Annotated in this window: 13 protein-coding genes, 1 tRNA gene, 2 pseudogenes and 1 other annotated feature; of the genes and pseudogenes, 13 read left to right on the forward strand and 3 right to left on the reverse strand. The window is 38.1% G+C overall.

What is annotated here, in order from left to right:
* Positions 1-177 precede the first annotated feature (177 nt).
* The 7 genes from O4M77_RS05405 (at position 178) to O4M77_RS05435 (ending at position 7,239) form a co-directional block, all read left to right on the forward strand.
* Positions 178-1,128, forward strand: a complete 951-nt coding sequence (locus O4M77_RS05405; RefSeq protein WP_180139588.1) for an AAA family ATPase — start codon at positions 178-180, stop codon at positions 1,126-1,128.
* Positions 1,129-1,140: 12 nt separating this feature from the next.
* Positions 1,141-2,046 carry a DUF58 domain-containing protein gene (locus O4M77_RS05410; protein WP_323713974.1) on the forward strand — a complete coding sequence of 302 codons (906 nt, stop codon included), beginning with the start codon at positions 1,141-1,143 and terminating at the stop codon, positions 2,044-2,046.
* Positions 2,047-2,057: 11 nt separating this feature from the next.
* Positions 2,058-4,055, forward strand: a complete 1,998-nt coding sequence (locus O4M77_RS05415; RefSeq protein ID WP_323713975.1) for a DUF3488 and transglutaminase-like domain-containing protein — start codon at positions 2,058-2,060, stop codon at positions 4,053-4,055.
* A 47-nt stretch (positions 4,056-4,102) separates the two neighbouring features.
* A tRNA-Val gene (locus O4M77_RS05420) sits at positions 4,103-4,179 on the forward strand.
* A gap of 180 nt (positions 4,180-4,359) precedes the next feature.
* The gene (locus O4M77_RS05425; RefSeq protein ID WP_159123144.1) at positions 4,360-5,559 is read left to right on the forward strand and encodes a tyrosine-type recombinase/integrase; all 1,200 of its coding nucleotides are present in this window, start codon (positions 4,360-4,362) and stop codon (positions 5,557-5,559) included.
* 96 nt (positions 5,560-5,655) lie between these two features.
* Positions 5,656-6,837 carry a tyrosine-type recombinase/integrase gene (locus tag O4M77_RS05430; RefSeq protein WP_180159505.1) on the forward strand — a complete coding sequence of 394 codons (1,182 nt, stop codon included), beginning with the start codon at positions 5,656-5,658 and terminating at the stop codon, positions 6,835-6,837.
* A gap of 123 nt (positions 6,838-6,960) precedes the next feature.
* On the forward strand, positions 6,961-7,239 hold the full coding sequence (locus tag O4M77_RS05435) for a hypothetical protein (protein ID WP_323713976.1): 279 nt from the start codon (positions 6,961-6,963) through the stop codon (positions 7,237-7,239).
* Position 7,240: 1 nt separating this feature from the next.
* Here the strand turns inward: O4M77_RS05435 and O4M77_RS05440 are convergent.
* Positions 7,241-8,460, reverse strand: a protein-coding gene (locus O4M77_RS05440; RefSeq protein ID WP_200230925.1) for an IS3 family transposase whose coding sequence is annotated in 2 segments (ribosomal slippage) — positions 7,241-8,184 and positions 8,184-8,460 — 1,221 coding nt in all. Because the reading frame shifts where the segments join, the coding sequence is not laid out codon by codon here.
* Positions 8,069-8,185, reverse strand: a sequence feature (AL1L pseudoknot). (Overlaps the previous gene by 117 nt.)
* Before the next feature lie 128 nt (positions 8,461-8,588).
* Between O4M77_RS05440 and O4M77_RS05445 the strand changes: the two genes are divergently transcribed.
* The 3 genes from O4M77_RS05445 (at position 8,589) to O4M77_RS05455 (ending at position 9,398) form a co-directional block, all read left to right on the forward strand.
* Positions 8,589-8,912: a hypothetical protein gene (locus O4M77_RS05445; RefSeq protein WP_228130254.1), complete on the forward strand. Its 324-nt coding sequence runs from the start codon at positions 8,589-8,591 to the stop codon at positions 8,910-8,912.
* A gap of 117 nt (positions 8,913-9,029) precedes the next feature.
* Positions 9,030-9,164: a hypothetical protein gene (locus tag O4M77_RS05450; RefSeq protein WP_005251355.1), complete on the forward strand. Its 135-nt coding sequence runs from the start codon at positions 9,030-9,032 to the stop codon at positions 9,162-9,164.
* 69 nt (positions 9,165-9,233) lie between these two features.
* Positions 9,234-9,398, forward strand: coding sequence for a hypothetical protein (locus tag O4M77_RS05455; protein WP_005251357.1), 165 nt, complete (start codon positions 9,234-9,236; stop codon positions 9,396-9,398).
* A 208-nt stretch (positions 9,399-9,606) separates the two neighbouring features.
* On the opposite strand, the gene O4M77_RS05460 is transcribed toward O4M77_RS05455, so the two are convergent.
* A complete protein-coding gene (locus O4M77_RS05460) occupies positions 9,607-9,915 on the reverse strand; it encodes a hypothetical protein (RefSeq protein ID WP_323713977.1) in 309 nt (102 codons plus the stop codon).
* 286 nt (positions 9,916-10,201) lie between these two features.
* Between O4M77_RS05460 and O4M77_RS05465 the strand changes: the two genes are divergently transcribed.
* The 3 genes and pseudogenes from O4M77_RS05465 to O4M77_RS05475 all read left to right on the forward strand — a co-directional run.
* Positions 10,202-10,525 carry a helix-turn-helix domain-containing protein gene (locus O4M77_RS05465; RefSeq protein ID WP_166138935.1) on the forward strand — a complete coding sequence of 108 codons (324 nt, stop codon included), beginning with the start codon at positions 10,202-10,204 and terminating at the stop codon, positions 10,523-10,525.
* 87 nt (positions 10,526-10,612) lie between these two features.
* Positions 10,613-10,766: pseudogene (locus tag O4M77_RS05470) on the forward strand (IS66 family insertion sequence element accessory protein TnpB); the annotation flags it as partial.
* Between the two features lie 39 nt (positions 10,767-10,805).
* Positions 10,806-10,916: pseudogene (locus O4M77_RS05475) on the forward strand (transposase domain-containing protein); the annotation flags it as partial.
* Positions 10,917-10,969: 53 nt separating this feature from the next.
* Here O4M77_RS05475 and O4M77_RS05480 read toward each other — a convergent pair.
* Positions 10,970-12,877, reverse strand: coding sequence for a nuclease-related domain-containing DEAD/DEAH box helicase (locus O4M77_RS05480; protein WP_200230344.1), 1,908 nt, complete (start codon positions 12,875-12,877; stop codon positions 10,970-10,972).
* Between the last annotated feature and the right edge of the window lie 320 nt (positions 12,878-13,197).

Genomic DNA, 13,197 nt, shown 5'->3' on the forward strand with positions numbered 1-13,197 from the left:
TAATCTTAAAGCTTCAATTGGCTCTTATAGGAAATTTAATCATATAAAATTTCTAAAATTCCTAATTTATTCTGCAGAAATAAAGTCGGCAGATGACTGATCTTTGGGGAATTTTAAAAAACAGTGTATGTTAATCCTACAGCATGTTTTATTAGGGAAAATATTGTGATCTGGGGCATGAAACAAAAAGAAAAGCTGGATATTGCGCACAACAATGATGAGCTTGAACAGAAGCTGGCTGATTATGCACCCAAGATTCAAAAATTTTTCCAAGAAATTAATGCCATTGTTCTGGATAAACATGCACAGACCAGATTAGCACTATGCTGTCTGATTGCAGGCGGGCATGTCTTGTTTGAAGATTTACCCGGTTTGGGCAAGACAACATTGGCAAGCAGCCTAGCCCATCTCGCAGGACTGAAATTTCAGCGGATTCAGTTTACCAATGACATGCTGGCCAGTGATGTGATCGGTATCAATATGTTTAACCAGAAAGAACATCAATTCGAGTTTAAGCAGGGGCCTATTTTTACCCAGATTTTGCTGGCAGATGAAATTAACCGTTCCAGTCCCAAAACTCAGAGTGCCTTGCTGGAGGCGATGGAAGAAGGCTATGCCACTGTCGATGGGATACGTTATGCATTGCCTAAGCCATTCTGGGTAATTGCGACCCAGAACCCCTTATTTCAAAGTGGCACTTATGCCTTGCCTGAATCCCAACTTGACCGTTTTTTAATGCGCCTGTCTTTGGGTTACCCATCCCGTCATGCTGAAAAACTGTTATTACAGCAAGAATCCCGTTTTGCCTTGATCGCAAGCCTAGCACATGTGTTTAGCGAAAATGAGGTGCTGGAATTACAGCAGTTGACCCAGCAGATTTTCATTAGTGAAGCGGTTCAGGAATATATGCTGGATCTTGCGGAAGAAACCCGTAAGAAACGCCAAGGCTTATCAACACGAGGTTTGCTGGCGCTTAAACGTGCAGCACAGGCGAATGCCATTATTCAGCAACGTAGCTTCGTAACTCCGGACGATGTACAAGCCGTTTTTGTGGCAGTCGCCGCCCATCGTCTGGGGCTGAGCGATGCAGAAACATTAAATGTGATGCAACAGGTCGCAGTTAGTTAAAGGAGTCCGCTCTTGGATAAAACCTGGCAAAACTGGCTGGCGAAACGCTTTCAATTTTCACAGCAAAAACAGCTTTCTCAAAAGGATGTACTGGTCTTTATTTATCAGCAGGGTTATCTGTTTTTGGTTCTGATTTTTATCACCTTTATTGCTGGCGTGAATTATGCCAATAACCTGATTTTAGGTTTCTGCTTTCTGATTAGTGCAGTGCTATGTGTCAGCTTCTATCTGACCTTTAAACAGTTGCATGATCTGAATATCGAAATGGTTGCTGAAGACGTCGGGCAGGTGGGTCATGCACTTAACCTGCATTTTTATTTTCAGCAAGCCACAGCCCGACCGCGTTATCTGTATATTAAGGCCGGTAATCAGCTGGAGAAAGTTTATCTGAGTGAACAGAAACAGCATTGGGTGCTGCCATTTTATGCTGAACGTCGCGGTAAATTTGAGTATCCGGTGATTCAGATCTATTCGGTTTATCCCTTTGGCCTGGTACGAGCCTGGACCTATCTTTATCATCATCAGTTTGCCTGGGTGGCACCTAAAGCTCAAAACAATACTTCGGAAAACAAGATTTATCAGAATAGCTTTGAACCGGATATGGATGAGTTCCGTGAATTACGAAATTATCAATCTGGAGACTCATTGCAGGCGGTTTCCTGGAAACAGTTTGCACGTGGGCAAGGCTTGTATGTCAAAGTCTTTGAACAGTATCAGGATGAACATAGCTTTGAGATTCATTATGAACACATGCCTAGCCAGTCGCATGAGGAGAAACTGGGCTTGATGATGGGACTGATTGAGCAATGTGAGCAGCAGCAATGTGCATATGCACTGCATTTACCTCAGGCAGAATTGCCGCAGGGAGCAGGTGAAGAACAGTTACGTAAGGCCAAACAATTATTGGCTCAGGCATAACGGGTGAATCTATGATTGATGGAAAAATCCGAATTTCGATCGTCTTGACCCTAGGCTTGATCATCCTTGCCCAAGTAGCTTTCATCCCGGTGCTGCTCAGCATTATCTTTGTCATTAGCTTACTGTGTATCTGGATTTTTCTTAAACGGCAAAAGCCATTTCCTAAAATAGGAACTTTTCTTCTCACGACCTTAGCATTAGGTAGTATTTATCTTAGCCACCAAAGTTTTATTGGAGTGGAGGCAGGTGTTGCAGTTCTTTCCACTTTTTTATTTGCCAAATCACTGGAAACGAAAAACCGGCGGGATCTGATTATTCTGTTTAATTTTGCGCTTTTTGTTGCGGCCAGTTCATTTCTATATAGCCAATCTTTTGGCATGGCTGTTGTGATTATTCTATGCTTATTAAGCTGTCTAATTGGCTTATACCGGATTCAGACCAGTGAGTTTCAGCAGAGTCAGCAATCACCACGTATAGCCTTACAGCAAGATGCCAAATATGTCGGCAGATTTGTGCTTTATGCTTTGCCGTTTTTTATTTTGTTATTCATTTTCTTTCCGCGTTTGCCACCGCTTTGGCATATCCCAATTCCAGAAAATAAAGGTATAACCGGAATCGGTGACAGTATGTCACCGGGCGATATTGCTGAATTATCTCAATCTAATGCTCTAGCTTTCAGGATTATTGGTGATGTGAGTAAACTGCCGCCACGTTCAGAGTTGTATTGGCGGGCATTGGTGCTAGATGAATATGATGGACAGCGCTGGACCAGTAGCTTTATTAATCAGCAGCCTTTAATCCGTCAGCCTGGAGAAGTTGTTCCAGTATCCACATCAGGGTGGAATTACCAATATCTGGCTGCTGATCCTTCTGTGTTCTGGGTGATGGGCCTGGAAAAGTCGATGCCTTTGGAACGCCGTTATTATAATCGTCAGGACTGGAGTATCGTACCAAGGCGTTTAACCCAACGAGTAGAACCGATCCATTTGCAATGGCTGGGTAATCACAATGCTGAAAGTGCTCTACCAGAACAATTTGTTCAGCGACTGAATACCCAGACTCAAGTCCATTTGGATACTCAGGCACAACAGCTGGCACAGCGTTTATATCTACAAAGTGGGGAGGATCCGCGACGTTATATCCGAACAGTCTTGAACTGGTACCAGCAAAATCATTTTGTATATACCCTGAAACCAGGTGTACTCGGCAAAAACCGGATTGATGAATTTCTGTTTAAATCCCGGCAGGGTTTTTGTGAGCACTATGCTTCCAGTTTTGTGATGCTGATGCGATATGTGGGAATTCCGGCACGTGTGGTCACAGGTTATCAAGGCGGACAATTGGCGCCCGATGGGAAAAGTTGGGAAGTTCGTCAGTTGGATGCTCATGCCTGGACAGAAGTCTGGATTGACCAAAGATGGCAGCGTTTTGATCCTACCGCAATGGTAGCCCCGCGACGTATTGATGATGGGATGCAAAATTTAATCTCACAAGATGAGCGAGTATGGGCAAGTAATTCTGGTTGGACATCACATCGTAATGCATGGCTGACTAAATTAAGAGTCTGGAGTGATTATGCAAGTTATCAATGGCAAAGTAAGGTCGTGGGCTATAATGCTGAATCTCAACAAGGCTGGTTAGCGAAGCTAGGTCTAAGTTCAGTTTATTCCAGTGTGATCATTCTCATATCCGGGATTGGCATACTCATATTGCTTTATATTTTAAAAATCTATCTTAAAAACCGTCAGTTAAAATCGCCTTTTGATTACTCCATTCAGCAGTTTAATCAGTCTTTAAAAAAAGATTTAAGAAAACAGCCTGTGGAAACTTTTCATCAGTGGATGTTAAGGCTATCTCAGCAAGTTCAGGACAAAGATCAGACTGTATTTTTTGAAGCAATTAGACTATTTGAAAAATCAATTTATTCAGGCAGGGAATTCTCAGACCAAGATCTGAAACAATTCAAAGATTTGCTTAAAACTTGTACGTATATATTGAAAATTAAATGAAAAGACTTGTTTTGAGATCGAAAAATTTATAATATGCCAAGCATTCTAGGTGTATAGCTCAGTTGGTTAGAGCGCTACGTTGACATCGTAGAGGTCTCCAGTTCGAGTCTGGATATACCTACCATAATTCGATTATAGATGTATTTATATGTACATATATGGTCACTAAAAGCTCCTAAATTCAATAATTTAGGAGCTTTTTTTATATTCTATGTATTTATATGGATCTATATAGTACAGCCCTATTTGTATCACCACGTGTATCACGGTTTAATAATCGAACTCGTGATACAAGGTATGATGCATGCTACGGAAAGATATAAAGAAACGACCACTCAGTGAAAAAACTTTAGCTTCTTTAGAGCCTGAAGAAAAAGATTACCGTGAACTTGACGGCGCTGGCTTATATTTTTTAGTCAAGAAACATGGGACAAAATCTTGGCAGTACCGTTATAAAAATACTGAAGGCAAATGGGCATGGATTGGTATTGGTGCATATCCTAATGTGAGTGCAAAACTTGCTCGTCAAAAAGTACAAGAATTTAATTTAGCCATATCTAGAGGTGAAGCTTTAAAATCAAAAAAAGTATTGGTTGAAGAACGTAAAGAGTTGGAAAGTCTTTATTTTAAAAATCTAATGGATGATTGGTTGGATACAAAATCAAGTAAGTGGGGGGATGCGACATTTATCAAAGCTAAGAAATCGATTTATAAACATCTGATCCCCGTTTTTGGTAAACATAATTACAGGCAAATCAAGCCGAAAGAATGGTTCGATTTTTTCCAAAGTCTACAACGTAATTTAGGCATTCATACACAAACTGAGAAACTGGTATCCTATGTGCGTGGTTGTTATGACTGGGCAAAATTTCAGGGCAAGATAGATTCAAATCCGATTGAAGGCATGAGCAAGCATCTAGATGATCATGTGTCAGGGAATATGGATTTTGTAAGCATTGAAGAAGTCCCCACTTTGTTGAAGAAAATTCGTAGTAATAGAAAGCGCGCAATCGGTATTGGTCTTGAATTACTGATTATGCTCTTTCCTCGTCCAGGTGAACTGAGAAATGCAAAATGGGAACATTTTGAGTTTAAGAAAGCTTTATGGACCAAACCTGCAGAAATGACTAAGACCCGTCAGGAACATCAAGTGCCTTTACCTAAGCAAGCTATTACCTTACTTAAAGAATTAAAAGCGATTCAGCCCGAATCAGAGTTTCTGTTTCCGAGTCGTTTATCGGTCAATAAGACGATTAGTGATATGACCTTTAATTTGGCTTTGAAGCGTTTGGGTTATCAAGGCAAGCAGGATCCTCATGGATTTAGGCATCTTGCAAGTACCATTTTGAATGACACATTCAGTAAGAAAGAGCAAGTGATAGAAGTGTGCCTGGCGCATAAGAAAAAGGGCGTAAAGGGTATCTATGATAAATCACAGCATTTAGATGAGCGCCGTGAACTGATGCAGTGGTGGGCCGACTATTTAACTAAAATCGCTCTATAAAAAGTAAACCTTTTTCTTGAACTTTGATGAAAAACTCTCTGAACGAATCGAGTGCTGTGATCAACTGATATCAACATGTTTTTATTAAAAGTTGTAATGAAACGCACTGATTTAAAGAAAAAAGGTTACTTAGCAGATACAGTACTTACTGCACTAGAAGTAGAAATGAAAGATTATCGTCTATGGGATAGTCCAAATTTATATTTTTTAGTAAAGGCGAATGGCAGTAAAAGTTGGCAGTTCAGATATAAGAATGAAATTGGAATATGGACTTGGAAAGGACTAGGTCAATATCCGAAAGTGAAGTCTAGCCAAGCTCGAAAAATTGCACGTACCTTCTTAAATGAAATAGAAGAAGGTACATTTTTCAAAAATAGAGAAGAGGAAGCCCAAACATATTCTCTGACGACATTAATGGAAGGTTGGCTCAATACAAAGCTCATAAACTGGGACAAAAATACCTATCAAAAAGCAAAGGCATCTATTCAAAAACATATTTACAGCAACTTTGGTCAGCATGATTTTAGATATATCACAGCTAAAGAATGGTTTGATTTTTTTCAAAATCTGCAGCGAGATGTTGGAATCAAAAGCCAAGTAGAAAAACTATTTTACTATGTTAAGGATGCTTACGATTGGGCGGAGGTAAGTCATAAATTTAAAGAAAATCCAGTTAAAAATTTAAAAAAACGTTTAGATAAATATAAGGGTAATAATTTAAAGTTTGTTGAAATTGGTGAATTACCTAAACTATTAGAAAGTATAAGATCATATCCAACTAAATCAGTCGCGATAGGGCTTGAGCTGATGGTGCTTTTATTCCCACGACCAGGCGAATTACGGTTAACAATGTGGGAACATTTTGATTTAGAAAAGAAAATTTGGATCAAACCTCCAGAGATTACAAAAACTAAAAAAATACATAAAGTGCCGTTATCTGAGCAAGCGGTAAAGCTTATCTATCGGCTAAAGCAAATTCAGCGAGAATCGGATTATTTGTTTCCAGGAAGAAATTCACGAATGCAACCACTTTCAGATGGGACATTTAATAAAGCCTTAAAGTCTTTAGGTTACGACAATAAACAACATCCACATGGTTTTCGACATCTTGCCTCTACTGCGCTTAACGAAGCTTTTAGTAGTAAATCACAAGTGATTGAAAAAGCCTTGTCGCATGTCAAACAAGGAACTAAGGCTGTATATGATAAAGCAGAACACTTTGAAGAAAGATCCGATCTCATGCAGTGGTGGGCTGACTATGTGTATTCACTTAGCTGATTTCTTAATATAAAGATTTAAGAGTCACCTTAAGGTGACTTTTTTTTCCAGTTTTATCTCAAAATAATTTTCAATTTTTGGTCTTTGCTACGCTCTACTTAATGTCTTTATTTGAGATTAAAAATGGGTTTTGTGATTAATAGAAATGAATCTGAATTAACTGAAAACATTGAACAATCTGAAGTATTCAGCATTGTTCAGATAAAGCCTTTCTTATTGAGTTACAACACGGTATGTAAGCTTCTAGGTATAGAAAGAAACGCATTGCGAAATTTAATGAAGAAAGATGACAGCTTCCCAGAACCCTTGAAAATGGGGCAATCTCGTCAAGCAGCTGTCTATTTTGATCGGGAAGAAATTGAAGTGAACCGTACCGGGTTTGTCGGAGACTTTTTTATTTAAGTTAGGCCACCTGACCTAACGGGTTAATCTTATCATAGTACATTGCTTCAAACTCAAAAGGCGATACATAACCCAGTGCACTGTGTACACGCTTTTTATTGAACCAATCTACCCAGTTTAGTGTCGCAAGTTGTACATCTGCTAAACCTTGCCAATCTGCTTTTAGATATTCAATTACCTCTGTTTTGTATAAGCCATTCACCGTTTCAGCCAAAGCATTATCGTATGAATCACCAGTCGTACCGACTGATGCTCGTAAATTTGCTGCTTCTAAACGATTGGTATAGCGAATGGAAAGATATTGCACACCTCTGTCGGAATGATGAATCACATTCTTTGGCATGCCGCGATCATGCAATGCTTGCTCCAATGCATCGAGCACCATATCTGTATTCATCCGTGTAGATACTTTCCATCCAACAATTGCTCGTGAAAACACATCAATAATAAAGGCGGTATAGACCCAGCCTGAATGAGTTTGAATATACGTAAAGTCACCGACCCATAGTTGGTTTGGATGATCAGCACTAAAATTACGTTTCACTAAATCATCTGCCCGTTTTTGGTCATCCCGGCTACGGGTAGTTTGTTTATTCTTACCGCGCCAAACACCTTGTATACCTAGCTTCTGCATCAATCGAGCAACTGTACAACGTGCAATCACATAGCCTTCACGTTTCAGTTGTTGCCAGACCTTACGCACACCGTATCGACCTGAACTTTCTTTCCAAATTCGTTTAATCTCCTCAGCATGATGCAAGTCATGTAAATCTCGCTTTGCTCGATGTTCTGGATTTTCGCAGAGATCTAGAGTCCGGTAATAGGTTGAAGGTGCGATCGGTAAAATTCTACAAATCGCCTCGACTCCGTACAGCTCTTTATTATTATGGATAAAATCCACCATTATTTGTGTGGGCGGTCGAGCTCCGCCTGGGCGAAAAAAGCGGCTGCTTTACGTAGAATTTCATTGGCGCGTTGCAGTTCTTTATTTTCGCGTTCGAGTTGTTTGATACGTTCTTGGTCTGAAAGCTGCTGTACTTTAACTGGATTTTGTTTATCTAAATATTTTTGATACCAAACACGTAGTGTTTCAGGAGTACAACCTATCTTGGGAGCAATAGCGGTGATCGCAGCCCAATTCGATGGATAATCTTTTTCAGATTCAATCAATAATTGAACCGCTCTTTCTCTGATTTCAGGGGTATATTTTAATTTTGTCATCGGGATAGTCTCTCAGAATATTGACTCTCCGACAAACCCGGTACGGTTCAAAGTCTGGTATCAAAGGTTTAAAGAAAGATGCCGAGGTCAAAATGAGAAAATTTAAGAAGTTAGAGAGGATTCTAGAAGTGGCCAAAAAAAATGGTAAATATCAGATAAGTAAACAATACGCTGTAGTCACCAAAATGTATCAGCCATATATCAATATGACCGTTAATCAAATTGATATTGATGACATATTAGAGAATAAGAATAAAAAGCCAGTCATATTACAAGAGGGCTTCTGGATTGAGGATAAGAAGGGGACGTATCTATTTTGTGGCTATACGGCGTTGTGTATGTACATGCATCTTAAATACGTCGGAATGGATGAAATCGTAAAACAGTTATACGGCAAAAAAGCATTAATTGACGACGAACAATACGAGCTACAGACGATGAAATACTGCTAAAGATTGGAAATATTACATGAAAACAATCATGAAAATTTAATCCTTGTTAGTGTAAGAGATGTATTTGCATCGATAAAAGGTACACGTCAATAATATTGAAAGAAGCGTAGGTAAAAAATGAAAAAATTCAAAGCACTCATCACTCTTGTGAATCATGCTAAAGAATCTGGATGTGAAGTTTTTAAAAAGTCTGATATTTATTTTTTGACAGGAGCATATCAACAAGAATATGACCGCCTTTGTGATGAATAAGATTTATATGGGGAGGAAAATGAAGATTATGTCAGTAAAGAGAGATACGACCAAAAGGGTGGATTTTGGATGCAAGCAGGTTGTGATGGAATTTTTTATTTAGGTATGACCATGGCTGAAGTTTATGAGACTTTGAATGAAGATAGTGTTGGAGACCAATATGGTCACTTGTTTGGCGATAAACCCTTATCACCTCAAGAGTTAGATTTCTTAGCAACAATTCAAGCAAGTTAATACATGATGAAATTATGAACCACCTTCGGGTGGTTCTATTTCAGTTATTTAAAAAATAAACAATTATTGATTGTCTGAAGATGCGGATCGTGGTGTGAGTATGAATCGTTTGGTATCGGTAAAATTGGGTATGCAGTTTTATCTCTTGAGGAGCACCCAAATTGCAGATAAGCATTCTTAGGGGTGCTCTCTATTCTAAAAATATGATTTATTCAGACTGTATAACCATATAAAAAATTGATAATAACTCATTAGAGAGTTCTTGGTAATTGATAATCCCTTGCTTGTTAAAGCCATATTTTTCAAAGTACTGGTTGTCTGTAAAGTAAGCAACTGCTTCAAAAGTATTGAGGTGTTGTGCTACATCTAACTTGTTGCAAAATATCGGATTGAACTGAAGTTGTAGCGCCGTAGCTTCAATGATTTTTGTCGCAATAATTTTAGAAATTTGACGGACATTTAAATTTCGAATTACTGAGTGGATCGAAAAAGGGATATGACTCGGTGAACTGCTCATAATAGATTCCAAGATAATTTTACTTAAATGGTCTGTTATGAAAGAATGCAAAGGTAAAATGTCGAAATTTTACATTCTTTTCATTTCAGTGATTTGAGATGAAAAGCATGAGTGCTTTATTGTCGAGATAAGGCACTCATGCACATACACTATTCTTCATATTAAATTTCCTCTTTTAATTTCTTTTGATGATGTCTTTTTGTCGAAATAGACAATAAAATACTGACAATATATATATTTAAAATTGTCTATATAGTCAAGTTTTATTGTCGATTTATGGTGTTTTATGCTGGCTGAAATGGATTCTGAGTTGTTTTGTGCTCGGCTCAAAGAAATAAGAAAACAAAGAAAATTGACTCAGCAAGAACTTGCTGAAAAGTCTGGTATTCCATCTACGTCGATTTCCCATATTGAAGCTGGCTCTCGTAAGCCCTCTTTAGAAAATTTTTATAAGCTCGTGGTTGTCTTAAATGTGTCTGCTGACTATCTACTAGGGCGTACAGAACGTTGTTCAGATGTAGGTAACGATCCTATTGCTAAATCAATTCAAGAGTTACCTGAGTTGGAGAAAGAGATGATTCAGAAATTTATCTTGTCTTTGCAAAAGTAACGTGAGCATCAGGCTAACTCATATTACCAACCGATCTTATAAGTCTTAATTTGGTTCCCACTTAAAAAACAAGTGGGGACTTAGTCCATGAGTATGGATATATATTTTACAAGACATATGGTTGCTAAAAAAACGTAGAATATACAGCAAAGAATTCAAACTCAGCATTGTAAATTCCTGCAAAGATCCTCATGCCTCGGTTGCACTGAAGCATAGTCTTAATGGCAACCTCGTCAGTCGTTGAATCATGAACATTCATCATGATGGTGTATGTAGAATCCTGTTCATATTAAGCCAGTCAGCAAAGCTGAAAGGGCTGGATCCGTATGCCTATCTCAGTGATGTGCTGAAAAGGTTACCGACGCATTTTACAGGTATTTTTATGTGCTGATCTTTTTAGAGTTTAGCTATATCACGAAAATAATATTTTGATAGTTCAAACTACTAATTCCATTCTTTCCCATAATCTGCCAAAGACGGTTCTGCATTTGCCACATACAAAATACTGCTCTTCCCTGTTTTAAGACGTGTAATTGCGGTATAGAACAAGGCATGGTCTTTGAGTTGATAGATTTTATCCCAAACCACCAATAGCGCCTTAGCTTCCCAACCTTTAAAACTGTGTACCGTACAGACTTTAATACGGGTATCGCCTTTAAAAAACCACATCTTTTTTTGGCGAGATTCAATCGGATCTTTAGAAAAAATATCAATATATTTTAAACCCAGACACTCTAATACTTTGCAGACCAACAATCCAATATCATGTGTCTGTACAAGAATGGTCATATCCGAATGACTTAACTCTAACTGAATGACTTCATTCTTAAAACTCTTAAATTCATCTAGAAACGCAGTTTCTGTGATTTCAGGTAAATTGCGCCATACTAATGTAGCCTCTTCGATGACACCAAAATCTAAAGCACCTTGTAGCTCATTTTTAGACTCTGACTTAATCACTTTTTCTATTGGTAAGAAGAGCTCTGCATATCGGTTGGCTAAGGGAATCAAATTATCAGGTAAACGATACGTCTGTTTTAGTTCTGCCCAGGCTCCACGAAAACCAGCATTTTTCATGACATCATCTGTCCACAAATCAGCAGATGCATAGATATCCTGTGTTGTATCAGCACATAACAACATTTCACCGCCATCGGCTAATAATTTCTTAAGAATATCCCACCACTGAGGATTAAAGTCTTGCCCTTCATCCACCAAGATTGCATCATATTTTTCTGGTTCACTTATATCTAAAGCATTTTGTACTATACTGCACAATGCAGCTGACGATGGGAAATCAGAGACTTTAGCATTTGGATCTTTTTTTAATGCTTCTTCCGCAGTTTTTTTTGCATTTATGAAAACCTCAGCATACTCACGCTCTAATCCAGCGTCATAACACAATCGTCGACATAAATAATGAAAATTAATCCAAGTCGCCGCTTTACGTATATGTGGATATTCACGTACTGCTAAATCCTGAAGGTAATTTAGTAGTGTGATATTAAAAGTGACAATCAAAACCGACTTTTGCTCTTTCAGAAGTGTTGCAGCTCGCCCTGCAACAACCACAGACTTACCTGATCCCGCTGGACCTTTCAAACGCCTAAAGCCTGAATCAGTTCTTTCTTTAATAAATTTAAGTTGTTGGGGATTATAATTTAATGGTTCTCGTTGCTCTTTACTTGATTCTGGTTCTCGAAGCCATACTCTCAATTGCTCAGCAATGATGTTATTCATATACTTAGATGATATTCGGGCAATACCCGTTGGAAAATTTTCAATTAATCCTTTTTGAAAATTATCTCTTCCAAAAACAACGTAACTATTATGTTTATCATCTTCAGTCGGTTTAAATATCTTACGATTCCGACTTTGGAATATTGGATAGAATAATTGTTCAATCTCCTTTTCAGATGCCGATGGCAAAACAAGTCCGCAAGACACCACCACTCCGTATTCACGGCGACTTAGAATAGGACAATAAAGGTCTAAAATTTCTTTTCGATATAGTAATAATTGATCAACAGGGTTTTTCTTAACATACGAAATTTTTTCGCCTTGGGAGTTTACTGCATAAAGGTGTTTTTTCCCGTTACTAAACTCTTCAATGCCATATTGCATGGCTTTGAAATCCCAATTTTTAACTTCAAAAACACCAATGCCAATCTTAGGATGCAAAATGACGATATCAGGACATAAACCATTCAAATGAGGTTGAATATAAATCTCCCAACCTTGCGGTAAATACTGATCTAAGTATTCAATAAATTGAATTTCACCAGCCTCTAAAGGCTGGCGTAATTTATCCCATTGATCTTTAGATGGAGAAATTAAACGGTTATTCATCATTTAAAGCATTTTTCTTATCAGGATGAACGAACTACCATAGAGATGTTGATACAAGTGCTATGGGAACTAATACATACTGGATTTTAACCCCTACATAATCCAGCATAAGGAAGCATAAAATTAATAATATCCAAGAAATTCCAGCAATTGTGCCAAAAAAATTGGCTAAAGTGGAGCGAATTTTGAATAGCATACTACCTCTATCACTACTAAGAATTGATCCAATATTAATAACTGATGTTACGCAGTAAGTGTATTTTTTGGTACTTTCACCACAATATGTTGTGGTTGAATTTTTGAAAATTTACAACATATATGCT

The sequence above is a fragment of the Acinetobacter sp. YWS30-1 genome (assembly GCF_033558715.1).
In the GTDB taxonomy this organism is placed as follows: domain Bacteria; phylum Pseudomonadota; class Gammaproteobacteria; order Pseudomonadales; family Moraxellaceae; genus Acinetobacter.

What these genes read in the sequence shown, in the direction of transcription:
- O4M77_RS05455 (WP_005251357.1), top strand. Translation starts at nt 9,234, where the DNA reads ATGCAAGCAGGTTGTGATGGAATTTTTTATTTAGGTATGACCATGGCT.
- O4M77_RS05405 (WP_180139588.1), top strand. Translation starts at nt 178, where the DNA reads ATGAAACAAAAAGAAAAGCTGGATATTGCGCACAACAATGATGAGCTT.
- O4M77_RS05435 (WP_323713976.1), top strand. Translation starts at nt 6,961, where the DNA reads ATGGGTTTTGTGATTAATAGAAATGAATCTGAATTAACTGAAAACATT.
- O4M77_RS05480 (WP_200230344.1), bottom strand. Translation starts at nt 12,877, where the DNA reads ATGATGAATAACCGTTTAATTTCTCCATCTAAAGATCAATGGGATAAA.
- O4M77_RS05430 (WP_180159505.1), top strand. Translation starts at nt 5,656, where the DNA reads ATGAAACGCACTGATTTAAAGAAAAAAGGTTACTTAGCAGATACAGTA.
- O4M77_RS05415 (WP_323713975.1), top strand. Translation starts at nt 2,058, where the DNA reads ATGATTGATGGAAAAATCCGAATTTCGATCGTCTTGACCCTAGGCTTG.
- O4M77_RS05465 (WP_166138935.1), top strand. Translation starts at nt 10,202, where the DNA reads ATGCTGGCTGAAATGGATTCTGAGTTGTTTTGTGCTCGGCTCAAAGAA.
- O4M77_RS05450 (WP_005251355.1), top strand. Translation starts at nt 9,030, where the DNA reads ATGAAAAAATTCAAAGCACTCATCACTCTTGTGAATCATGCTAAAGAA.
- O4M77_RS05425 (WP_159123144.1), top strand. Translation starts at nt 4,360, where the DNA reads ATGCTACGGAAAGATATAAAGAAACGACCACTCAGTGAAAAAACTTTA.
- O4M77_RS05460 (WP_323713977.1), bottom strand. Translation starts at nt 9,915, where the DNA reads ATGAGCAGTTCACCGAGTCATATCCCTTTTTCGATCCACTCAGTAATT.